The 24,388-nt window shown below is 47.5% G+C and carries 18 protein-coding genes and 2 pseudogenes; 18 read left to right on the top strand and 2 right to left on the bottom strand.

Features of this window, described 5'->3' with window-relative positions:
• The first annotated feature begins 207 nt into the window (after positions 1–207).
• The 11 genes and pseudogenes from AB4Z29_RS11810 to AB4Z29_RS11760 all read left to right on the top strand — a co-directional run.
• Positions 208–1,236, top strand: coding sequence for an S-layer homology domain-containing protein (locus AB4Z29_RS11810; protein WP_441943245.1), 1,029 nt, complete (start codon positions 208–210; stop codon positions 1,234–1,236).
• A gap of 298 nt (positions 1,237–1,534) precedes the next feature.
• The gene (locus AB4Z29_RS11805) at positions 1,535–2,518 is read left to right on the top strand and encodes an ABC transporter permease (protein ID WP_441943244.1); all 984 of its coding nucleotides are present in this window, start codon (positions 1,535–1,537) and stop codon (positions 2,516–2,518) included.
• A gap of 15 nt (positions 2,519–2,533) precedes the next feature.
• Complete coding sequence (locus AB4Z29_RS11800) at positions 2,534–3,415, top strand: carbohydrate ABC transporter permease (protein WP_441943243.1); 882 nt, start codon at positions 2,534–2,536, stop codon at positions 3,413–3,415.
• A gap of 63 nt (positions 3,416–3,478) precedes the next feature.
• Positions 3,479–5,065 carry an extracellular solute-binding protein gene (locus AB4Z29_RS11795; protein WP_441943242.1) on the top strand — a complete coding sequence of 529 codons (1,587 nt, stop codon included), beginning with the start codon at positions 3,479–3,481 and terminating at the stop codon, positions 5,063–5,065.
• A 161-nt stretch (positions 5,066–5,226) separates the two neighbouring features.
• Positions 5,227–7,044, top strand: coding sequence for a beta-L-arabinofuranosidase domain-containing protein (locus tag AB4Z29_RS11790; RefSeq protein WP_441943241.1), 1,818 nt, complete (start codon positions 5,227–5,229; stop codon positions 7,042–7,044).
• Positions 7,045–7,161: 117 nt separating this feature from the next.
• Positions 7,162–8,934, top strand: coding sequence for a sensor histidine kinase (locus AB4Z29_RS11785; protein WP_441943301.1), 1,773 nt, complete (start codon positions 7,162–7,164; stop codon positions 8,932–8,934).
• Complete coding sequence (locus tag AB4Z29_RS11780) at positions 8,882–9,598, top strand: response regulator transcription factor (protein ID WP_441943240.1); 717 nt, start codon at positions 8,882–8,884, stop codon at positions 9,596–9,598. Before AB4Z29_RS11785 ends, AB4Z29_RS11780 begins: the two co-directional genes overlap by 53 nt.
• A 355-nt stretch (positions 9,599–9,953) precedes the next feature.
• On the top strand, positions 9,954–10,634 hold the full coding sequence (locus tag AB4Z29_RS11775) for a TetR/AcrR family transcriptional regulator (RefSeq protein ID WP_441943239.1): 681 nt from the start codon (positions 9,954–9,956) through the stop codon (positions 10,632–10,634).
• Between the two features lie 61 nt (positions 10,635–10,695).
• A complete protein-coding gene (locus tag AB4Z29_RS11770) occupies positions 10,696–11,622 on the top strand; it encodes an ABC transporter ATP-binding protein (RefSeq protein WP_441943238.1) in 927 nt (308 codons plus the stop codon).
• The gene (locus AB4Z29_RS11765; RefSeq protein WP_441943237.1) at positions 11,619–12,365 is read left to right on the top strand and encodes an ABC transporter permease; all 747 of its coding nucleotides are present in this window, start codon (positions 11,619–11,621) and stop codon (positions 12,363–12,365) included. Before AB4Z29_RS11770 ends, AB4Z29_RS11765 begins: the two co-directional genes overlap by 4 nt.
• A gap of 45 nt (positions 12,366–12,410) precedes the next feature.
• Positions 12,411–12,625 (top strand): annotated as a pseudogene (locus tag AB4Z29_RS11760) (RNA polymerase subunit sigma-70); the annotation flags it as partial.
• A gap of 182 nt (positions 12,626–12,807) precedes the next feature.
• Here the strand turns inward: AB4Z29_RS11760 and AB4Z29_RS11755 are convergent.
• Complete coding sequence (locus AB4Z29_RS11755; RefSeq protein WP_441943236.1) at positions 12,808–13,377, bottom strand: dihydrofolate reductase family protein; 570 nt, start codon at positions 13,375–13,377, stop codon at positions 12,808–12,810.
• Positions 13,378–13,785: 408 nt separating this feature from the next.
• Here AB4Z29_RS11755 and cysD point away from each other — a divergent pair, with 408 nt between their 5' ends.
• A complete protein-coding gene (gene cysD / locus AB4Z29_RS11750) occupies positions 13,786–14,709 on the top strand; it encodes a sulfate adenylyltransferase subunit CysD (protein ID WP_441943235.1) in 924 nt (307 codons plus the stop codon).
• A 1-nt stretch (position 14,710) separates the two neighbouring features.
• On the top strand, positions 14,711–16,360 hold the full coding sequence (locus AB4Z29_RS11745) for a GTP-binding protein (protein ID WP_441943234.1): 1,650 nt from the start codon (positions 14,711–14,713) through the stop codon (positions 16,358–16,360).
• 238 nt (positions 16,361–16,598) lie between these two features.
• On the opposite strand, the gene AB4Z29_RS11740 is transcribed toward AB4Z29_RS11745, so the two are convergent.
• Positions 16,599–16,820 carry a LysR family transcriptional regulator substrate-binding protein gene (locus tag AB4Z29_RS11740; RefSeq protein ID WP_441943300.1) on the bottom strand — a complete coding sequence of 74 codons (222 nt, stop codon included), beginning with the start codon at positions 16,818–16,820 and terminating at the stop codon, positions 16,599–16,601.
• A gap of 54 nt (positions 16,821–16,874) precedes the next feature.
• Between AB4Z29_RS11740 and AB4Z29_RS11735 the strand changes: the two are divergent.
• From AB4Z29_RS11735 to AB4Z29_RS11715, 5 genes and pseudogenes are all read left to right on the top strand, one after another.
• Positions 16,875–17,078, top strand: a pseudogene (locus AB4Z29_RS11735) (nuclear transport factor 2 family protein); the annotation flags it as partial.
• A gap of 620 nt (positions 17,079–17,698) precedes the next feature.
• On the top strand, positions 17,699–21,898 hold the full coding sequence (locus AB4Z29_RS11730) for an S-layer homology domain-containing protein (protein ID WP_441943233.1): 4,200 nt from the start codon (positions 17,699–17,701) through the stop codon (positions 21,896–21,898).
• Positions 21,899–22,245: 347 nt separating this feature from the next.
• The gene (locus AB4Z29_RS11725; RefSeq protein WP_441943232.1) at positions 22,246–22,440 is read left to right on the top strand and encodes a hypothetical protein; all 195 of its coding nucleotides are present in this window, start codon (positions 22,246–22,248) and stop codon (positions 22,438–22,440) included.
• 153 nt (positions 22,441–22,593) lie between these two features.
• Entirely contained in the window at positions 22,594–23,472 is an 879-nt protein-coding gene (locus tag AB4Z29_RS11720; protein ID WP_441943299.1) for an ABC transporter permease, read from the top strand.
• Entirely contained in the window at positions 23,472–24,341 is an 870-nt protein-coding gene (locus AB4Z29_RS11715; protein ID WP_441943231.1) for a carbohydrate ABC transporter permease, read from the top strand. Before AB4Z29_RS11720 ends, AB4Z29_RS11715 begins: the two co-directional genes overlap by 1 nt.
• Positions 24,342–24,388: the final 47 nt, after the last annotated feature.

Genomic DNA, 24,388 nt, shown 5'->3' with positions numbered 1-24,388 from the left:
GGCCCTCTAATTGAAGGATTTGGCGGCAACTCGCTTAATGGAGGTAGGTTCTACCTTGCAGGGACCGTCATAGGGGCGTTATCATTACGCCTGAATGAATCCGAATCTAATCGGAGGTTACTGCAAGAGAGAGAGAGAGAGAGAGACGTTTCGAATCGCAAATATTAGCTTGATCAAATCTTAAATCGCGAAAGGAAGGGAATTCGTTTGAGATATCGAATCGGAATGTTGCTTCTAGCTGCTTGGCTAGCACTTCACGTGCTGCCGGCGTACGCAATGGCTAAGGACGCCTCCTTTAGCTTATTAGTCTCCACTCATGCGTCCGTGAAGGGAAATCAAGTTGTGGTGACGGTGACGGGATCGGATCTTACCGATGTATATGGCTTCGAAATCAATTTGAAATACGATAAAAACAAACTATTGTACAAAAAAAGTGCAAGCCTGCTTCAAGGATTCTCCGTTCCGGTTGCCCCTGAGGATGGTCTTGTCGTGTTCGCGCATACGAAGGTTGGCAAGGTCGTCGGCCTATCGGGAAAAGTCGAGCTCGCAGCAATCACGTTCGAAGTAATTAGCAATAATACGGAAAAGTCGACAGTAGAATTAACGCGCGTGAAGCTGGTGAAAAGCGACCTTACTGATACTGTTGTCGAGCCGAGAACGAAAGTAGACATCGCAGTGCAAGCAGCGGGAAATTCCGGAACATTCAAGGATATTGCCGGTCATTGGGCCAAAGAAGGGATAGAACGCGCTGTCAATATGGGATTTATAAGCGGATACGGTGATGGAACTTTCCGTCCGGATTTGAAGATTACGCGCGCGGAGTTCGTTGTTATGACCGCGAGGGCGTTTGATTTCGAAATGAAAGGCGGTATGTCGCTAAACTTCAGTGATGTAGATAAAATTCCTGTTTGGGCAAGGTCTTATATCGCGGAAGCGGAGCAAGCTGACCTTATTAAAGGTTACGCGGATGGTAGCTTCCGTCCGAACCACTTGATTAGCAGGTCTGAAATGGCTGTCCTGATCATGAGGCTTTACGACGGCGAGCTTAATCCGAATGCAAAGGTCTCATTTGCCGATAAACAACATATTAAGCCATGGGCGCTTCCGTCCATCGCGGCCGCCGCTGATTTGGGTATCATTAAGGGCAAAAACGGTAATCGTTTCGCTCCAACGGATCCTGCCACTCGGGCTGAAGCGACAATTATGCTGCTTCGTTTGATTGATGCAAAAAAGTAATACTTGATATCCAGTAATCATTTGTTATGGGCATTATTACTTAGGAAATAAAAAAGTTTCAATCAATAATCGGAGGCATGTTTTCATAAACGTGCTTCCTTTTTATTGTGTGAGAAGAGCAGAAAATGGGTGGCCTGGAGTCGGACTATAGCTTTTATTGACTATATTTTTCCGTTCAGGATGGTTACCAGTTCGGCTTTTTATGAGCGATCTTCAAAATTGACAACGCTTTCTTAAGAATGTTGGCTTTCGACGGCTTTGTCTAAGAGGGTACACTGGAAACAAAGGAGGAGCAGCTATGGAGGTAGATACTCGGGTAAACAGATTTAATGAGAAAACAGAACAGCGAGCGCAGTTTTGGAAGCGGTTCAAAAAACAAAAAACGCTGCACCTGTTTGTCGGGCTCGGCATGATTTTTTTGTTGATCTTTGCCTATACGCCGATGTTTGGCATTCTAATGGCTTTCAAGCAGTATTCCATCTCTACCGGGATCAAGGGGATTTTTACGAGCGATTGGGTGGGGTTGAAGCATTTCAAGGAGTTCGTTAGCGACTACCAGTTCGGAACGATCGTTCGCAATACGCTGGTTTTAAGTCTTCTAAAGGTTTTTTTTGCATTCCCAGCTCCCATATTGCTGGCTATTCTATTAAGCGAAGTAAAACATTTGCGATTTAAGCGTTTTGTCCAAACGATCAGCTATTTGCCTCATTTCATCTCATGGGTCGTTGTCGCAGGTATCGCTTTCGCCTTCCTGTCGACCGATGTCGGAATGGTCAATAAGGCGCTTCTAGCGCTAGGCTTGATCGACAAACCGCTTGATTTGCTCACGAACCCCAACTATTTCTGGGGACTAGCGACGGGCAGTGCTGTTTGGAAGGAAATGGGCTGGTGGACGATTATCTTTCTGGCCGCGATCGCGGGCATTAACCCGTCGCAGTACGAAGCCGCGCAGATCGACGGAGCGGGCCGCTTGGCTCGAATTCGGCATATTACGTTTCCCGGAATGAAAGGCACGATCGTCGTCGTACTCATTCTGACAATCGGAAGCATTCTGGGTGGAGGGCTGGTCGGCTCCAACTTCGAGCAGGCATTCCTGTTCGGTAACAGCATCAACAATCCTACTTCGGAAATCGTACAAACCTACGCGTTTAAGGTTGGATTAAGAGATGGAAGATTTTCCTACGCGGCAGCGATTGATTTAATCCAGTCCGTCATTTCCGTCGTCCTGATCTTCTCCAGCAACTTCATCGCCAAACGCACTTCGGGGTCAAGTCTATTTTAGGAAAGGGGAGCGGGCATGCAGCTCAGCCAGAAATATAAAGACCGTATCATGGATTCCTTGATTTATGCGATACTGGCCATTCTAGCGTTATCGATGCTTTATCCGTTCTATTACGTGCTGATACTTTCCTTTAATAAAGGAACTGATTCGCTTCTCGGAGGCGTTTATCTATGGCCAAGGACTTTCTCCTTTGAGAACTACGCGAGGTTTTTGGATGATCCCCACTGGTACCGCGCTTTTTTGGTCACGATTATGAGAACGCTTGCAGGAACAGTCTTAGGCGTCCTTTTTACCTGTTTGGTCGCGTACGGATTATCGCACCGCGATCTGCTGTTTCGTAAAAGTTATTTCACGGTCATTATATTTGCGATGTACTTTTCCGGCGGTCTGATACCGTATTACGTCGTACTGCGCTCTGTCGGACTGCTGAACACGTTCGGGGTTTATGTAATTCCCTCCATGCTGAGCACGTTTTTTCTGCTGATAGCCATTTCGTTCTTTCAAGACATTCCGAGCGAATTAAAGGAGTCGGCGTACATGGATGGGGCTAACGAGCTCGTTATTTTCTACCGGATCATTCTTCCCGTCTCGATGCCGCTGATTGCAACCATGTCGCTATTCTTGGGGGTTGGTCAATGGAACTCTTGGCTGGATTCCGCTTACTTCGTACAGTCGGAAGGTCTGCGGACGCTCGCCTTCCGGATGATGGAGGTAATCAACAAGAGCAACGCGCCGATGGACGCAATAGCAGTTGCGAACAGCGCCTCAGCGGGTGTCACCAGCTATTCGCTTCAGGTAGCCGCCATGGTCATCTCTATCGCGCCTATCGTATGTGTCTATCCGTTCCTCCAGAGATTTTTCATTCAAGGCATTATGCTGGGTTCCGTGAAAGGCTGATTTTGTTGGCAAGATATTAAAGCGTTTGCTTTAATATAAACATCACTAGTTGGAGGGGTTAAATTGAACAGAAACAAAGGGAAGAAGGCTCTGCTCCTATCGTTGGTCCTTATTATGACGATAGCGCTGATGTCCGCATGCGGCAATAACAATGACGGTCAAAAGGAAAACGCAGTCGTTACAAATTCGTCCGGGACAACCTCTGATTCGCCCACAAAAAGCAACGAGGTGAAGGAGTTATCCTTGTTTATCGATGCCTCCTGGTATCCGGTGAAGGAATGGAAGGGGTCGGTTGCCGAGAAGATTACGGAGAAAACAGGAATCAAGCTGAACGTGACGGTCGCAACCGACGATAAGCAGCTTCCGCTGATGATCGCTTCCGGAGACCTCCCGGATCTTGTCTTTACGAATGCCAACATCGACCGGATGTCCGATTCGAAGCTTGCTTATCCATGGAATGAATTGATCGAGAAATACGCGCCGGACTTTAAGATCGACCCGACAAGAATTGCGATACACACGATGGACGACGGCAATTTCTACACGGTGCGCAACTCCTTCGCGACCCAGGAGGAAATGGCGCAGAACAAGTATTCGCTCGGAAGCGACGGCAACCCGGGCATCGCGGTGCGCGAGGATATTCTGAAAGAACTCGGAAATCCGCCGATTGACACCATTGATAACTTTGTAAAGGTTTTGGACATGGTCAAACAAAAATACCCGGACATGGTTCCGCTGATTATGGATAAGGATTGGATCGAGCAATACTTCCTGCAGCAGTTCGGCGTCGAAGGTCTTCTGGACGGCTGGTACGAGCGGGACGGAAAAGTGGACTATGCGATAAGGCAGCCGGAAATGCTGGAATTTTTTAAATTCATGAACCGTCTTTACCGCGAAGGGGACATTCTGGCGGAGAACTTTGCCTATACGAACGATCAGATCGACGACCAGTATGCGACCAGCGGAAAGGCGTTTGCGCATAGCCATACGGTAAGCATAGCGGACATGGACAATATCAAGGTTAAAAACGCGGGCGGTTCGTATACTTTCCAGATGCTGCCTAGCGCAATTTCGAAAAATACGAAAGCGGTCAGCTCGGGACTGGGCTTCGCAGGTACGTTCATCACGAAGAATAACAAGGATCCCGAGGCTTCGATCAAATTCCTTCAGTATCTCGAGAGCGACGAAGGAAAGAAATTAACAATGTTTGGCGTCGAAGGCGAGCATTGGACTTGGAACGACGAAGGTTATCCGAATTTGAAATATGATCCGTCCGATGCTGACTTCGTCAACACCAACGGAATCAAATGGTGGTACCTGTACAACGACGGCGTTACGGAAGGAATGCTGAGCTACGTGCCGGGGGCTCAGAAGACGAAAGCCTTGATGGAGAAAAAAGCGTTTACGGTATACAAACCGGAGCTCGGTTTGATTCAATTGCAGCCGGATTCGGAAGAGAAAACGATCAAAACGAAGATCGACGAGATGATCAAAAACGAGAAGGTCAAAATTTACTTGGCGAAATCGGAAGAAGAGACCGTGGCTAACTATGAGACCATGGTGAAGAATGCGGAGAAGATCGGTTTGGATCGCTTGGTGGATTGGGCAAACCAAACGTATCAGAAGAAGAAGGATTTGTTTAAAAAATAAGACAAAGTCCGGCAGGAGCGCTGATCGTTCCCGCCGGACTTTGTACGCTATACCGCGGAGGACGAGGGGCTCGTGAAGCGTTTCAGTACGATCCGCTCCCGCGGTAACTCATGTTTCTCGATGTCGCCAAATTTTGCTTGTCCGAATGGAGGATGCCTTTTATGTTTACCTCGTTTCAACTGGATGAAGTCAGGTTAACCGACGACGTCTTTGCCTCTCGCAGGGAACGGGTCAAAACATACATTCGCGATTTTGATCTTCAGCGACTGATGCACACGTTCAAGATTAATGCGGGGATTCCGTCCGACGCGGAGCCCCTGAGCGGCTGGGAGGCCCCCGATTGCGGCTTGAGAGGACATTTCGTCGGGCATTTTCTGTCCGCATGCGCCAAATTCGCATATGGCGATGGCGACGAATCGTTGAAGACTAAGGCCAACGAAATGGTTGATGTCATGCAGGCATGCGCGCAGCCAAACGGTTTCTTGAGCGCCTTTGAAGAGGAAAAGCTCGGCGTTTTGGAGTTCGAGGAGAACCGCAACGTGTGGGCTCCCTACTATACCTTGCACAAAATCATGCAGGGCTTAATCGATTGTTATACGTATTTGCATAATGCCAAAGCACTGGACCTTGCCGTAAATCTGGCTCATTACATTCGAGGAAGATTCGACAATCTCTCCTATTGGAAAATCGATGGGATTCTTCGCTGCACGAAAGTAAATCCTGTAAACGAGTTTGGCGGCTTGGGAGACGCGCTTTACACATTATACGAGTTAACCGGCGAAGTCCCCATTCTAGAGTTGGCCCGCAAATTCGACAGGGATTACTGGATTGGGGCGCTTGCGAGCGGGTTAGATGTATTGGAAGACCTGCATGCCAACACGCATCTTCCGATGATTATCGCAGCCATGCATCGCTACAAGATAGGACGAGAGGAATCCTATAAAAAGGCAGCTCTCCATTTCTACGATTTCTTGAAAGGGAGAACACTCGCCAATGGAAACAACAGCTCCAAGGCGACGGCCTTCATCCGGGGCGGAGTATCGGAAAAGGCGGAGCATTGGGGCGGATACGGCCAATTATCCGATGCGCTGACCGGCGGCGAAAGCGAAAGCTGCTGCGCGCATAATACGGAAAGGATTGTAGAGTGCTTGCTGGAATGGTCTTCAGAAGCCGAGTATTTGGACCATCTGGAATCCCTCAAGTACAACGCGATATTGAACAGCGCCAGCGCTAGAACTGGTCTTTCCCAGTATCATCAGCCTCTTGGAAGGCAAGCGGCGAAAAAATTCAGCGAACCCTATGATTCCTTCTGGTGCTGTACCGCGTCGGGGGTCGAAGCGATGAGCGAGCTGCAAAAAAACATCTGGTTCAGGAACGGGAATACCGTGCTTCTTAACGCCTTTATTTCCTCGACGGCAGCATGGAAGGATGGGGGGATCGTCATTGATCAGCAGACGTGTTATCCTGACAGTCTGATGTCCAGCTTGTATTTCGAAGTCGAAGAGCCAGTTGAGCTTCGGATTTTGTTCCGGGAAAAATCCGTCAAGAACGTTAAATTCAATCATGAGTCTATCCAACTCCAAAAGGAAGACGGCTACGTCGGGGTTGAACGCCTATTCCGCAAAGGGGACCGGATAGACATTGAAATTGAGGCTTCCTTGAGGTTGGTTCCATTGCCGGGCTCGGAAGCATTAGCCGCTGTCATGTACGGCAACGTGCTGCTCGCTAGAATTGGAGACGACAAGCCTTTGAAAGGGATAACAGAGTGGAATCTGGAAGAGAGAATCGTTGAAATTACACATGAGGAGAAGCTGGAGGTTTTACTCGAAGACGAAGAGGGGATTCTGGCTAGATTCATCCCGTTATTTAGTGTCGAGGAGGAGTCCTATTCTGTGTATATCAATTGGTCCGATTATAGGGGGCCTGACCGCGACTTTTCCTTCGCCGCGGACGGAAGAGCGGCCTATGGAGGAAGCTAACCATCCATTTGCGATCGATCGTTCTGGAGGCAATGCGACTCTAGCGGAATTCTTTTGTACGTGATAAGTTTACGATATATGGATTCCTTATTGGAGGGAAATGCTGCCGTGAGCATCATGCGCAAGATCGTGCTTGGTTACGTAATTATGATCTTTATCCCAGTTATCGCTTTTGGTTATCACTATTACACGCAAATCTATGGCAACTTGACCCAACAATTTGTAGAGAGCAGGCAGAAGATACTAGAGCAGGCGTACGCCAATATGAAAACGGACTTCGCCCGGATTCAATCGGTTCACCGGGTGCTGCAATATAATCCTTACCTGACCGATTATCTGGATGGCGTATATGATTCCGACGCGGACAGCGTCTACGCGCTGACTCGATATATTCTCCCTTTGTACACCCAATCTATGTTCGCCAATCCCGAGATCGAGTCTATCGTCATCTATAAGATGAAGGATCAGGTGCTGCCCATTACCAATCTGTTTCGGGATTGGTCTATGATGGATCCGCATACAGAAGCTACCGTTACGTCTTTGAAAGCCGGGCAGGGGATATGGCTGCGAGCCAATCCAAACGATTCGGATCCGGATCTGATTTACTACCAGTACATTTACAATACGCAAATTACGGAACGGATCGGTCTCCTTGAAATCCGGGTTAGCAACAGCTTAATACGCAACTTCTATGCTGCCGCAGGCGTGGAGGGGAATTGGAAAGCCACGCTGCTTTCCGGACAAGGCAATCTGCTGACGAATGAATCGGCAGGGTTGGACCATAAGACGTTGAAACTTCTGCAAGCGGAGGAACGGGATTTTTTTATCAATCGTAATATGATTGTCAATCAACTAAAGCTCGACCCGCTGGATGTCCGCGTCATCATCACCGGCCAGGTAGGTGATGTATTCCGTTCCGTGAAGCAGAAAGAACTCGTGTTGGTGACGATCATCGTGCTGCTGTTAATCGCCTTATCCGTCGCCTATTATTTGCTGGCATCGACGATCACTAAGCGAATTCTCCGGTTGGCCCGGCATATGCGCACTTTAAACGACGATAACTTATGGCAGCTGACGATCCAAAGCGGCAAGCTCGGAAAGGACGAAATCGGATTTTTAATCGTCACCTATAACTCCATGGTTAGGCGAATGGACGAACTCATTAACAATGTCCACCGCGCTGAGCTTCGCAACAAAGAAGCGGCTTACCAGGTGCTGCAAGCACAGATTAAGCCCCATTTTCTCTACAACACGCTCGAAACGATTCGAATGGTTGCCGAAGCCAACAACGACAAGGAAGTTGCCGATATTTCCTTCTGGTTCGGGAAGTTGATGCGGTACAGCCTGTCGTCCACGCGGCAAGAAACGGTTCTCGCGAAGGAAATCGAGATGGTATCCTTTTACATGAACATTCATAAGATGAGGCTTCAAAGCAGGCTGACCTTCGAGGTCAATGTTGAGCTCGATGCCGCAAGGCTGTCTTGTCCGCGCTTCCTCTTACAGCCTCTTATTGAAAACAGCATTGTACATGGAGCTTCCGCCGTTCTGCGCCCCGTTCATATTCGGCTGCAAGCGACGGAAACGGAAGGAGAAGTTACCATCGACATCTCCGACAACGCAAACGGGATTCCGCCGGAGAAGCTTATCGAGCTGCGCGAACGGCTGTCCAGACACGATGAGCTTAGAAAATCGGAGGAGCCTGTCGGCGTAGGTTTGAAGAACGTCAATGAAAGAGTAAAGGGCTTTTTTGGGGGAGAATCCAGATTGGAGATTATTAGCGAGCCGGGTAAAGGAACCTGCATGCGCATTATCATCGTGAAAAGGACGGCGGTGGACTTTGAGGATCTTGATCGTAGACGACGAACCATTGATTCTGAAAGGGTTAGTTAAAATCGTAGAAGAAGTCGCGCCGATTGGTTCTGACATTTGTTCAGCCTTAAATGCCCTGGAGGCATTGGAGACGATGAAGCGCTTCATGCCCGATGTGACGATAACCGATATCAACATGCCGGAGAAGAACGGTTTCGAATTGATACACGAAGCCAGGCACGAGGGATTCTGTGATCGATTCATTATCCTGACCGGCTATGACGAGTTCGAATATGTCCGCCAGGCTCTTCGCTCGAGTGTTGTGGATTATTTGCTTAAGCCGCTGGACAAAAAGGAAATCGCTGTCCTGCTGAGCCGAGTCAAGGAGGAGCTTCCCGCCGCATCGGATTCGGAGTACAGCCGGCACGCGGAACGAATTCTAGCCTATTTGCAGATGAATTACATGAACAATTTGTCCCTTGATCATCTCGCGGAACGCATGAGTCTGCATCCGAATTATATCAGCAGCCTATTCAAGAAGGAGACGGGGGACACCTTTGTCAATTACTTGAATACGCTGCGGATCCGGGAGGCGCAAAAACTGCTGAAAACGCAGCCTCATTTGACCGTTTGCGCCATAAGCCGGCAGGTCGGCTTCGACACCAAGCACTATTTTGCCAAAGTGTTCAAAAAGTACGCAGGCACGACTCCCGGCGCCTACCGTGAAATTCAAGAAGAAGACTAACGAGCTTAAGACAAGGGTGTCCACCGTGAGGGTGGAACCTGAAGGAAGTAGGCGGAAAATCTCCGGTCTGAGGAACAGCAAGATCATATGTGTTTGATTTATAAAATGAGACTAAATACATGTATAAGTGAAATGAAAAGGTTGCCTGATATGGTCAAGATCATTGATCTATCAGGCTTTTTTCGTTTTAGACTTAAATGTGAAGAATAATATAATAGAAGAAAGCTGAAATTTTAAATGATTGGCATTTATAAGTATATGCAAGACTTATAGTGTGGCGTCATAATTAATGGTCTGTTACTTGACCTTTCTTATGGACTGCAATATAATCTAACTAGTTAGTTATAAAAAGGGTGTGAAAATCATAGAGCCAACAGAGAGTAAGAAAAGTTCACGTACTTACGATGCTGTCCGAACCAAAGTGATTATACTTGATGCTGCGGAGGAGGCATTTGCCAATCTTGGTTATTCGGCGGCTCGAATCGACGTTATCGCGAAAGCGTCGGGATACAATAAAAGTCTTATCTACCAGTACTTCGGAGACAAGTTGGGGCTTTATACAGAAGTCGTTAAACGAGCCGACCAAATAGGTGAACAGGCTACAGGAGCAGCAATTACCGATTTTCTGAAGAACGAAGAATTTATTAAAGATCCTGTGGCATTTCGGCGGTTTCTGGAAACAATTACTCGAGAAACGTATGAGTTTCTCTTGGAGCACCCGCGCTACCTGAAGATTTTATTCTGGGAGGCCGCGGAAGAATGGAAGACATGGAATCAAATTACCTACCGTCCCGATGATATTACCCAATTACATGAGCTGGCCGAAGCCGCTAAGAAGAATGGAATCATCCGGCAAGATTTTGATTCGGCTATGTTTCCAATTCTGCTTATGAACATGACCACGGCGACTATTCAAGCGTTTTCCCGGTATGGAAGTATGCTTGGTAAGCTGGATTCGCCGCAGATGAGAGAACAGACGATTGAGCAAATTGCAACATTCATCATTCATGGTGTTATGGAACCGTCTTTGCTTTAAAAGATGGTTGCTTTTTGGTTAAATATAAATAACTAGTTAGTTTTAAAAAGGGGATAGTATAATGAATGTGATTATTCGGACGGAAGGCCTAACTAAGCATCATGGGAACAATCAAGCTGCTGTTGACGGACTCTCCCTGCATGTGAACAAAGGGGAAATCTACGGCTTCCTGGGACTGAACGGTGCGGGCAAAACGACAACGATACGAATGCTGCTAGGTCTGATTCGGCCAGATTCGGGTGCTTCCTATTTGTTCGGACAACGCGTGGATGCCGGCAGTCATAAACTGTGGACTAATGTGGGTTATATGGTGGAAACACCCTACTCCTATCCTGAGCTGACCGTTCAGGAGAATCTGGAGATCATTCGCCGTTTGCGGGGTATAGCTGATCGCGGAGTCATCGATTCCGTAATGGATAAACTTGAGCTTACTTCCTACCGGAATCGTAAAGCTGGAAATTTGTCACTCGGCAACGGGCAGCGGCTGGGTTTGGCTAAAGCGCTGCTGCACAATCCGAAGGTGCTGATTCTAGATGAGCCTACCAACGGACTAGACCCGGCAGGAATAGTCGAGGTAAGAAAGTTGCTCCACGATCTTGCCGCCAATCACGGTGTGACGATTTTTATCTCCAGCCATATTCTGGGCGAGGTCGCCAGACTGACGACGAGGATCGGAATTGTTCACCATGGCAAGCTGCTGCAGGAAACGGATGTTAAAGCTTTGCAGCATTTACTAAGGAAGCGTCTGCTTGTACAGACCCGAAATCCCGAAGCAGCCCGGGTAAAGCTGACTCAGGAGGGCTATCTGGTGAAGATGTCCGAGGACGGACTGCTGCTCTCTGAGGATGATGCGATTGCGAATCCGGACCGAATCGCCAAGCTGCTAGTGACTGCGCATATGCCGCCAATGCAGCTTAACGTCCAAGAAGAGGATCTGGAGGCTTATTTTCTTAGAATGATTGAAATCGAGGGAGGAACAAAAGGATGACCCACCTGTCAACCGCAATATGGACGGAAAGCCTGAAAATTCGCCGCTCTAAACTGCTCTGGATTTCGCTGCTCGCCAGCACACTGCTGCCGGTCATGCTAGGACTCACCTTTTCCGGCTTTGTTGGCTCCCAGGACGCTTTTGAGGGGGACATGGATTTGTCGGGGTTTATGACACACCTTGGCACTACTGTTTCGATCGGGGGATTGATCGGATTCGGCTTTGTATATAGTTGGGTATTTGGTAGGGAATATTCCGACCGCACGGTAAAGGATTTGCTGGCCCTTCCGCTTTCCCGTTACGGAGTGGCAGCCGCTAAATTGATTGTTGCCACAGTTTGGTGCGCGGTGCTGGCAGTGATTATGTTCACTATAGGAGGGTTAACTGCCTGGTTCGTCCAGTTGGATGGCTGGAGCCTTGCGGTTATTGGTCAAAGCTTTGCAGGATATGTCTGGCTTGCGCTTATGGTTATCTGTTTAAGCATACCGGTAGCCTGGATCGCCAGTGTTGGGCGCGGTTATCTCTCCCCCTTGGGATTTGTCGTGCTTACCATGGTTGTTGCTAATCTCAGCGGGAGCATGGGTATCGCTGAATTTATTCCATGGGCAGTTCCTGCGCTCCTCAGCAGTGCTTCCGGGGAGGGCAATCATTTGCAGACGCTTAGCCTTACGCTTCCGTATTTAACAGGTTGTATTGGTTTTATAGGTACACTTGTCTGGTGGCGTTATGCCGACCAAAACTAAGTTCTGCAGGAGAAAACCCAATCATACACAGTAAATTATGATGTAAAAGGCACGAAGCTCGCGACGTTCGCGGCTCGCTGTATTGAGAGTGAATACTTCTGTATCTGTGCTCTATGAAGAAAACGCGGAAGGACGTTTCTTTGCATGACCCGATTGGCATGGATAAGGAAGGCAATGAGATTACGTTGATTGATATTCTCGGCACTGAAGCTGATGACATCGTGGATAAGGTGCAGCTGACGTCGAAAGAAAATAGAGTATTAGGCTTTTTTCGTTAATTGGACGCGGTTTCAGTGTTTGAAAAAGTCCAGGTATCGAAAAACAAGTTTTAGATTGATCCTAATATGTTCACTGGCGGCAGCCCTGAACTAGAAAATAAAGTCTTAGACCGCCGCTGCTTTGTTGAACTAACGTACTCATTAGTGGACCTTGTACAGCGCGGCTATTTCTCCAACTCATAGCGGGTCGCGATAATGCCCGACTTGAACGTTCGGCTGGACAGTAGCTTGAGCTTGATTTTCTCACCGCAGCCGTCGAATACCGATTTTCCGCCGCCCAGTACGACCGGACAAATCGTCAGCAGGAATTCGTCGATCAAGCCAAGCTCAAGCAGCGTCTTCGCCGCCCCCGGGCTGCCGAAGATGACGAGATTTTTTCCAGATTGCTCCTTGAGCGCCTTGATTTCCTCTGCGATATTGTCCTTGATCAGCATCGTATTGTTCCATTCAGCCTTGTCCATCGAGCCGGAAATGACGATCTTCTTAACATCCTGCACCCATTTGGCATGCTCCATACTGTGCGTCGACGCATTCGGATTGTCCAGCACCGTGGGCCAGTAGCTCTCCATCATTCGATACGTCGTGCGTCCGTAAACGGGTGAGCCGACTTCGGCAACGACCTCCTTGGCGTATTTCTCGATTTCCTCGTTGTACGGAATCCAATCCAGTCCACCGTTCGAATCCGACGCATACCCATCCAGTGACACATGCATGAACAATACAAGTTTCCTCATTCATTTCTCCTCCGATTTCATCATTTATTTTACTGATAGTTTTGGCCTTTGGCCGGCGTTTCGTCTTGCTCGCAAGTTCATTATAAATCATTACGTTACGTAAGGTTCAAGAGGGAAATTGAAGCGAAAAACAAGCGCCGCGAGGTGAGCATTCAGCAATTTGCTTCCGAGCGGCAAGTCGAAATCTAAGCGGGGTAGTATTAAGGGCTAGGGAAAGCAGTTCTTCTGAAATGGAGAGCTGCTTTTTTTCGTAGCATGCCAGACGCAGGAACGTTCTAATCGGTGAATTGTGGTTTATCAAAAAATAAAAGAAAAAACTTTATTCCACTTTGCATTAAAGTGAAAATCTGATAGGATATAAACTATAGTCTATAGATTTAGTAAGGATTAAAGGGAGGCACTTATTTCATGGACAAATTGATGCTTGATTCCATAGATGAAACGACACATCTAGATCAACTCGAGGCTGAAGCCATTTATATTATTCGAGAAGTAGCGGCGGAATGTGAAAATCCCGTGATGCTGTACTCAATCGGTAAGGATAGCTCCGTGATGCTGCATTTGGCGCTGAAAGCATTTTATCCGGAGAAGCCGCCGTTTCCTTTCATGCATATTGACACAACGTGGAAGTTCAAAGAAATGATTGAATTCCGCGACCGCAAGGCGAAAGAATTCGGAATTAAGATGATTGTTCACTCCAATCAGGAAGGAATTGAGCAAGGGATCAACCCCTTCGATCATGGTTCCGCATATACGGATATTATGAAAACTCAAGCCCTGAAGCAAGGCTTGGACAAGTACGGATTTACAGCTGCTTTTGGCGGTGGAAGACGTGATGAGGAAAAGTCACGTGCGAAGGAGCGGATTTTCTCATTCCGTAATAAAAATCATGCCTGGGATCCGAAAAATCAGCGGCCGGAAATGTGGAAGCTTTTCAACACAAGAATTAATAAGGGTGAAAGCATCCGCGTATTCCCGATTTCCAACTGGACGGAAAAAGATATCTGGCAATACATTCGAAGAGAGAACATTGATATTGTGCCTCTCTATTTCGCGAAAGAAAGGCCTGTCGTTAATCGCGATGGACAGATTATCATGGCGGATGATGAGCGAATGAGGCTTGAGCCAGGTGAGAAGATTGAAATGCTGAAGATGAGATTTCGCACATTAGGCTGCTATCCGCTGACTGGCGGCGCCGAGTCAGATGCGAACTCGCTGGATGCTATTATTGAAGAAACACTTGGTGCGGTATCATCCGAACGGACAACAAGAGTTATCGACCAGGAAGAAGCGGGCAGCATGGAAAGACGTAAACGGGAGGGCTATTTCTAAGATGAAGAGTCTGCTTAAATTTATTACTTGTGGAAGCGTGGATGACGGTAAATCCACACTAATTGGACATATGCTTTATGAGGCTAAGCTTTTGTTCGCCGACCAGGAGAGAGCATTGGAGCTGGACAGCAGGCTGGGCAGCCGCGGCGGCAAAATTGACTACTCCTTGCTTCTTGACGGGCTCATCGCCGAACGTGAGCAAGGAATTACGATTGATGTGGCATTCCGGTATTTTACGACGGATCACCGTTCCTTCATTGTAGCGGACACGCCGGGGCACGAAGAATATACACGCAACATGGCGGTAGGCGCATCTTTTGCGGATCTTGCCGTTATTCTGGTGGACGCAACCAAAGGGATTATTACTCAAACGAAGCGCCATACCCGAATTTGTGCCCTCATGGGGATTAAGCATCTGGTCTTGGCCGTAAACAAGATGGATTTGGTTGGTTTTGATACGAAGAAATTTGATGAAATCAAAGAAGAATTCTCTCGTCTCACCACTGAATTCCGGTTTGAAAGCATTCAGGTGATCCCTGTTTCTGCAACAGAAGGGGATAACATTACAAAGAAATCGCCCAATACGCCATGGTATGAGGGTCTTGCTTTGCTGCCGTATTTGGAGAGTGTTGATGTTCATGCGAACGACGACGTGAAGCCGTTTATGATGCCCATTCAGCGGGTATGCCGACCGGACCACACATTCCGCGGATTCCAAGGCCAGATTGAAGCCGGCAGCATCGCAGTTGGCGATGAGCTGATAACACTGCCTAGCCGTGAGAAGGCGAAGGTGAAACGCATCTTTGTAACAGACCAGGACAGAAATTCGGCACATGCCGGACAACCTGTCACTATTCAATTGGATCGGGAAGTCGACGTTTCACGAGGTTGTGTGTTTACGAAGGACAATCAGCTTCAAGAGGCTGACAGCTTCAGCGCCACAATTCTTTGGATGGATGATTCTGTCCTGACGCCAGGGAAAAATGTTCTGGTGAAGGTAGGTACAAAGGTTCTTCCTGGTACTGTAACGGCAATTAATCACAAAATCGATATTAATACAGGCAATACGGTTACAGCCGATCATGTGGTTAAGAATGAAGTGGCTAAATGTGAATTTTCATTATCGGATGGTATTGTTTTTGATGCGTTTGAAAAAAATAAAAGCATCGGTGGATTTATTCTCATCGATCGTGTAACGAATATGACATCCGCTTGCGGCGTGATCGACAAAGCTCTACAAAGCTCTGACAGTGCCGACCGGATTGATACGGAAATCACAAGAGATGTTCGTGCCCAGCAAAAAGGACAGCAGCCATTAACGCTTTGGCTTACTGGTTCAGCTTCGGACAACTCTGTTCTTGCGAAGGAAATTGAGAAACGGTTGGTAGCGAGAGGCTATCATACGATGCTAATCGATAACAGCTTAGGAGAATCTGTGCGGCAAATCGCGGGTTATGCCACATTGCTAAACAATGCGGGACTTATTGCTTTGGTACTAGTTGGTACTGTGAACGGCAACGACCAAGCCATTGCGCAGGAAATAATCGGCCAAGCCTTTTTGCCAATCAATGTCGCTGTAAATAGCTCTTCGATCGAGGAAGCGGCCAATAATGCCGTGAAAATGGTTGTGAAGGCTCTTATTCAAGCATAGTTTTAAGTTGAACTTGGTCAGGACATCAAGAGAAGCATAGAACGGTTCATATAAAATCGTATTCATAAAGCTGCCCTCCAACTTACCGGAGAGCGGCTTCTTCTGCTTATGTATACAAGATGTTATAGGATTCTCACGTTTATCGAGAAGACTGAATGTCATTTTCTGATCGTTAGTCGGTTGCCCCTTCTCCAGCCTTGCCAATATGGATGGTTTGAATATCGCGACTCCTCTCTATCTATGAAGACATCGCATGATTGATAGCTGTCTCGATGTAGGCTCTCAAATTCTTGATGAACGTGCGCATGGCAAAACCGACATATCTGTCGCTGCGATAGAGCAGACAAATATCCTGAGAAGAAGTAGGATTCCTCGGCTGTACGACTTTGATGAATGTAAGGTGAAGATTATCCAGCAGAAATCTGGGCAGAACACAGGCACCTACTCCGCTCTGTACCATCTGAAGGAGAGAGGATAACGTTGTCGTCACCATATGCGGCTGCACTTTAAACCGCGCTCAGTATTGCAGGTGAAGCTGACTCCACTCATCGTGCTTGAGAACGAGGACAACGGTATGGTGGTATTTCGCGCGGAAGGTTCGTTGAATGGGCGGCCTTATCGCAATGAGCTTGCGGTCGTTTTCGAGTTCGAGTCAGAGCGGATTCGCTCCTTCCGAGAATATGTAGGCATGCCTTTAAAAAACTACGAAACCCCATAATAGATACTACCATGAACGGAAATCTTATGCCTCTAAAGAGCCGCGGAAGATTTTGGAGATCGAACTGCTTTAGTGGAATGGAAGACAGATTTAATACGGCTTCATAAAGAATATGAACGTTACCACCATGCTTGAACAGATTGAAAAGGACATGGGAGCCCTGCTTTCTGAGATTCAAAGTGATGCAGCAAACAAACTTGGAGCTTGGTGTAGGGATTGTTAGAAAAAATGAAGGATGTTTCCATAAATCGGCGGTAGTCTGGGGCTTATTTTCCTGTCCCAAGCTGCCGCCTTTTTTAATTGCTGCATGATTTATATATAAGTTGTATGAAGAAATAAGAATATTGGGCAGTTAGCAGATCAACCGATTGCTGCTGGAGCAAACAAAATCTATACATCCTGTTAAATATCCGAATTGTGCATTCGGTGGAGAATATAGCAATTGCGGCTCTCAAACGCTAGGAGTATGATGACCGTGACTATAAATAGAGGGGGCGGAATTGATGACTTAGATACGGTATCTAAACGTAGACGGATAGACTTTAAAACTCATTTTTGATAACGCTTACATTTTATTTTTCTTATTAATATGAACAAATATAATTTAGCGGAGGTGCAGGATGAAAAGGCTTCTGGCACAAATGCTTTGTTTGGTTCTTTGTTTATCTATACTCCCGGTGCATAATCCTACAGTAAAGGCTGCTGCTACCGTGCTTCAAGCGTTTCCGGGAGCGGAAGGCTTCGGTTATGCTGCCAAAGGAGGGCGCGGCGGCGAGGTTTATCATGTCACAAGCTATGAGCTTACAGGTCCAGGCACCTTCTATGATGCGCTTACGACAGTAGGGGACACGCCGCGCACGATCGTATTTGATATATCGGGAGAAATTACTACTCCCCAGATTATTCTGAGAAATAAATCTAATATCACCATAGCAGGCCAAACTGCTCCGGGGGACGGCGTGACCATTCGGTCAAACAATATTCGGTTCATTGATTGCAGCGATATTATCATCAGGTATTTGACTTTTCGTATGGGTGAATTAAGCGTCAAGGATGATGCCATGTATTTTGAAGACTGCCAAAACGTCATCATCGACCACTCCTCTTTTTCTTGGGCGACCGATGAAGTCTTGTCCATTAAAAGCAAGGATTATGATCATCCCAGATCCAAGAATATAACGGTACAGTGGTCAATGATGTCGGAGGCTCTTCTTACCCATTCCATGGGCGGATTAATTGAGATGAATACAATTACCATGCATCATAATCTCTATGCCCATAATAACGACAGAAATCCAAAAACAAAAGGGCAGATGGACTTTGTCAACAATGTCGTATACAACTGGGGACAGTTTCCGTATGTAGCTGGCGGGGAATCAGGTACCAAAGGGTTCGGGAATGTCGTCGGCAACTATTTTATTGCAGGGATTAACTCTGTAGATCCGGAGTATGCGATAGTACGCGGAAACGAGAACTATAAACTGTATCTCCAAAACAACCGTATTGACAGCAATAAAAACGGTATTTTAGATGGAACAGATACGGGAGCGGGCATGATGGAGGCTGACAGGCCTAGCATTATGGTGCCAGAGCGGTTTGAATACCCTCTCGTTCATACCGAATTGCCGGAAGATGCGTACAATCACGTTTTGGCTCACTCCGGATCCTCTCTGGCAAGAGATGCGGTTGATCAGCGGATTGTTGATCAAGTAAGAAGCCAGACAGGTGCCATTATTGGACATGAGAATGATGTAGGCGGATATCCTCTGCTGAAAAAAGAAGCAGGACCAGCCGATACAGACCGGGATGGCATGCCTGACGTCYGGGAACAAGCAAGAGGTCTGAATCCGAATGATTCGAGCGACGGAAACGGCGACGGCAATGGGGATGGCTATACGCATCTGGAGGATTATTTGAATGAGCTGGCGGCTGGCGGCTTCCCTGCCCATTATCCCTTAACCCCGCCGGCATGGTCCGGTCCGCCGTTCACACCGCCGGTAGAGCCGGAACCAACGCCTGCTCCAACCCCAGAGACCAGTATGGACGGTGAATGGGTCAGGAATGTCGTCATTAATGATAATAGTAAAAACGGAAGCGTAAATGCTTCTAAATGGTCGGTTCAACCTCATTTTCAGCCGGGAGACGTGGAGTATGGCGATCGAACGACCGGCACCAAAATGTATAAGCTCGTAACCATACCGGATGCGCTGAAAGGCATGGAATGGATTCGGTCCGCTATGGAATCCAGAAGCGCTACGAGCAGTGACCTGCTTTCCTTCTATCTGGCTGCAGATGCAGATGTTTATGTGGTTTACGACACGAGGATTCCGGAGATTCCTGCATGGTTATCCTCCTATGAGGATACAGGTGAGAATATTGCTGATGATCAGCCGGTGCAGTACCGGTTATACAAAAAGCATTATTCAGCAGGTTCTTTGGTATCTATGGGGGCGAACGGCAGCACTTCGAAAGGCAACTATTACGTTGTTCTAAAACCGATTGCTCCGCAAACAGAGCCGCCTGCTGTTCGTCCTTCCGGGTTGACGGCAGATTCTAATTCAGGTGCGGCTGTATCGCTAAGTTGGTCACCGGCGAGCGACGCAGTCTCYTATCTCGTTTATCGATCCTCTTCTATTAACGATGGATTTAAAGCCATAGGCAGTTCTAAGACAGCGGCGTTTGAGGATACGGCCATCGTTCAGGGGATTACTTATCAATATAAAGTGTCAGCTTTGAATGCCGGAGGGGAATCTCCTTACTCCGATAGTGCAGAAGCGGTTACTTTTGATCCTTCGCAGCCCGTACCTCCTGTGCCAGCGGGGCTAACCGTTTCAACGGCAAAGAGCATGAGCGTGGGACTTGGCTGGACAGCGGTGGACGAAGCCGCAAGCTACAATATTTATAGAGCAGAGGCACAGGAAGGCCCTTACCAAAAGATTGGCGTCTCGTTAACGGAAGAATACACCGATAAGACGGTGAGTCCTTCTTCTGCCTATTTCTATAAGGTATCGACGATCGGCATTGGCGGCGAGTCTGGCCAGTCAAGCAGTGTTAGTGCCGCGACTAATCAGCCCGTACTGCTTCCGCAAGTACCTTCAGGCATTGTAACAGGTACAGTTACGACCTCTTCTATTGAAATATTATGGAATCCGGTAGACGGGGCAGAAAGTTATAACTTGTACAGAAAAGGAAATGGAGAAAATGGCTATGCGAAGGTAGGCAGCACCGAGTCAGCGGCCTACGTTGATGACAGCATTTATGTGACAGAGTCAGGCTACAGCTACAAAATATCAGCTGTAAACGAAATGGGAGAGTCCATGCAAAGCGATGCTCTTACGATTGCAGTGCCTGTACCCTCAACCTCTTCCGATCTGACTGCTGGATTGGTGGGGAAAACATTTGTCGGTCTCATATGGGCAGCGAGTGGCGATGCAACGCAATACAACATATATAGGGAATCCGTTGGCGAGAGTGTATACAATCCCGGTTCTGCCAAGGTTGGCGCTTATTATGACCGCACGGTAAAGCCTGGTGTCGAATACACGTATTTCATCATAGCACAAAATGCCAGCGGAGAATCAGAGAAGTCCAACACCGTGAAGGTTAGGACATTGGGAACATCCGAAGCACCGGATAACACCGACAACACCGACAAGCCTGGGACGGGTGCCTCCAAGCCGGTCCTTGATCCCAAGACGGGAGAAGCAAAGATAATGCTAGCGATGAAAGACATTGCAGCTGCTTTTGAGCAGACAGCAGTGGACGAAGACGGATATCAGACATTTACTGTCGACATCCCTAAGATTGAAGGAGCGAAGGCTTATAAGACGGTACTCCCGGCTGCGTTTCTTACCATTACCGATGCAGGCAGACGAATGGTGATAAAAACCGAATTAGGCACGCTGGCCGTACCGGCGGGCATGCTCTCGGGCGCTAAGGTTTCGGCGAAAGAATTCGGCATACGAATAAGTAATGGGGATATCGCGGCACTTCCCGCACAGGTGAAGGACAAAGCTGGAAATAGCCTGGCTCTCCATTTGGATGTATGGGCTGACGGCCAAATCGTGGAATTTAACGATCCAGAGAAACCAGTATTCGTTTCTGCAGCTTACAAGCCAACAGCCGAGCAGCTGAAAGATCCGGAACATCTTACCGTATGGTTAATAGATGGGCAGGGAAACATCAAGCCTGTTCCTAGCGGAAGGTATGATAAGGAAACAGGAAGGGTTACATTTACAACCACCCGAACGGGAATATTCTCTGTCGTGTCTGTTTTTAAAAGCTTTGGGGATCTGGAACAATATGAATGGGCAAAGGATTCGGTAAACGTCTTGGCGTCCAAAGGCATCATCAACGGAATCGCAGAGAATACCTTCAACCCAGCTGCTGCTGTTACCAGAGCGGATTTCACTTTATTGCTAATCAAGACTCTTGGATTGACGGCAAAAGCCGATTCGAATTTTGCCGATCTGAATCAATCAGCTTATTACTATGAAGCAATAGGCATTGCAAAATCACTGGGCCTTGCGAAAGGAGAAGGAGAAAATCTGTTTCATCCGAAAGAAACGATAAGCAGGCAGGATATGATCGTTATGACTGCAAGAGCTATGAAAATGGTTAAGAAATGGCATATAGCCGAACAGGATATCAGCCTAGACAGTTTTGCAGACAGGGAGGATATCGCAGACTATGCAGCACAGGACATCGCAATAATGGTTGAAGAGGGCCTTATTAAGGGGAGCGGAAGCAAGATTCATCCTCTTGCGAATGCGACCAGAGCGGAGGCCGCAGTACTGCTGTATAGCGTATACAATAAATAATTATGTAAGTTGAACGAATGAATGAGCTGCGCAGGCGGAGAGAACAAAGTTGTTCTGGAGAAATGAAAGGTTCGCTTTTGCAGACTAAATGGTAACCATATAAGAAGTTAACGAATCAAAACCATTTGGCTGCAACCGCGATCGAAAGAATGACTTTGGTCACGCAGCGCTAACGGCGTACTCATGTAGTTCATCGTATATAGATAACCAGTGAACAAGCTGGAAAGAAGGGATAAAGAACAACGATCCGCCCAGAAGACTGCCGGGGTTTTAACGGCAGTTTTCTTTTGTATGCGGCATGTGAAAAGCATTAGAAAGGAATGGAAAAGCAGAGAGGGGACGCCGCTGTGCGTCAACAAACCAATCCGCCACAGCATCAACCAATCCGCGGAAGCCTTGCTGCTGCGGTGTTTTTTCATGTCTCGCTAAGAGTATCAGAATCGTTTGCCAGCTGCATTTATTCATCAACCTATCTCGGTTTGAGTACGCTAATCGTCCACAGCGGGAGAGATCGCGGATTTGTGCATGCCATGGAGAATTGATCGATTGTTTATCAAGCGCTTGAACAGGTAAGATGGCGTTAACAGAAGTGAAGGAGGTTCACGATGGCAAATGCGCAAGATCATTTGGAGCCTGGCTCCACTCGCATACCAATCGGGAGATTCAACTTGAAGGAGAATCGTTATCTCGTAAATATGCGAAAGTATTGGATGCTCTACGTCATGATACTGCCGGGCATCATCTATTATCTCGTATTTAAATACTTACCGCTGGCCGGCAGCGTGATCGCGTTTCAAGACTATCAGATTTTTAAAGGCATGCTGTCAAGCTCATGGGTCGGCTTCGCCAACTTCAAATTTATTTTCACGTACGAAGACTTCTATTTAGTATTAAGGAATACGGCGACAATCGCCTTTTATCAGCTTGTGTTTGGGTTCCCGGCACCGATCATCTTAGCTCTTCTCTTTAATGAAGTCAGGTTGATGCTGGCCAAACGGGTTATGCAAAGCTTGTTCTATCTCCCGCATTTTTTATCCTGGGTCGTCGTTGGGGGCATCGTATTCGAACTGCTGTCGAGCCAGGGTGTCATCAATATGGTGCGAGGATGGTTCGGGCATGACACGATCCTGTTCATGCAGGAGCAGCAATATTTCCGCACCATTGTCGTCATATCCGGCATTTGGAAGGATGTGGGCTGGGGAACGATCATCTACTTGGCCGCAATCGCCGGCATTAATCCGAGTTTATATGAAGCGGCTGTCATGGACGGGGCAAACCGATGGAAGCAGACGATCCACATTACGCTGCCTACCATGTTTCCTACCATACTCGTATTGTTCCTATTGAATATCGGCAATTTCTTGGAACTTGGCTTTGATCAGATTTATAATTTATTGACGCCGATGACTTATTCGGTTGGAGATATCATCGAGACGTATGTTTACCGGGCAGGCGTACTGCAAGGGCAGTACAGCGTAACGACAGCAATCGGCTTATTCCAGTCGGTCATCGGATTCATGCTATTGTGGATATTTAACCGCATGGCCCGAAAAACAGAACAGGGGTTGTGGTGATGAGAAAGACTACAGGAGATCAACTATTCCAGTTTTTCAATTATGTGTTTCTAATCGCTGCAGCTGCCACGATGCTGCTACCGCTTCTTCAACTGCTGGCTGTATCCTTCAGCTCGCCGGTGGCTGCTGATTCCAAAATGGTATTCCTATTACCCGTCGAATTTACGACAGCCTCCTGGTCGCACATCCTGCAGAATACGGGGCTGTGGAGGTCGTTCGGTATCACCGTATATATAACGGTGGCTGGAACTTTTCTGAGCATGCTGTTCTCGGTGCTTACGGCTTATCCGTTATCGCATCAGCAATTTCTCATCCGTAAGCCGATCATGCTCGGCATTATTATTACGATGATCTTCAATGCGCCGATGATTCCGTTTTTTCTTACGGTGCGCGAGCTCGGCATGATGAACTCCTTATGGTCACTCATCTTGCCTGGGGCAATCGGTACGTTCAATATGATCATTATCCGCACCTTCTTCTCAGGTATTCCGAAAGAACTTGATGATTCTGCGCGAATCGACGGCTGCAACGAGGCTGGCATATTATTCCGGATTTATTTGCCGCTGTCAAAGCCGGTGATGGCAACCGTTAGCTTGTTTTACGCGGTAGGCTATTGGAATACCTTTCAGCGGGCGGTACTGTTCATTCGCGATCCGGAGAAATGGCCGCTGCAAACGAAGCTTCGCGCTTATTTGACCTCGCCGGAGGAGCTGGCGGCAGTCAATCTGGTTTTGGGTGACTACGATTTCAATACGACAACGTTGAAAGCGGCTACCATTTTATTCGCTACCATTCCGATTGTGCTCGTGTATCCTTATTTGCAAAAATATTTTGTCAAAGGCTCCATGCTGGGCTCCTTGAAGGAGTAGCTGGTCTTATGGCGGGAGAACAAGAGGTATGAAGCCGAATCGCTGGC

This window comes from Paenibacillus sp. 2TAB23 (genome assembly GCF_052115165.1).
Lineage (GTDB): Bacteria > Bacillota > Bacilli > Paenibacillales > Paenibacillaceae > Pristimantibacillus.
This window is presented reverse-complemented; position numbering and strand designations above follow the sequence as displayed.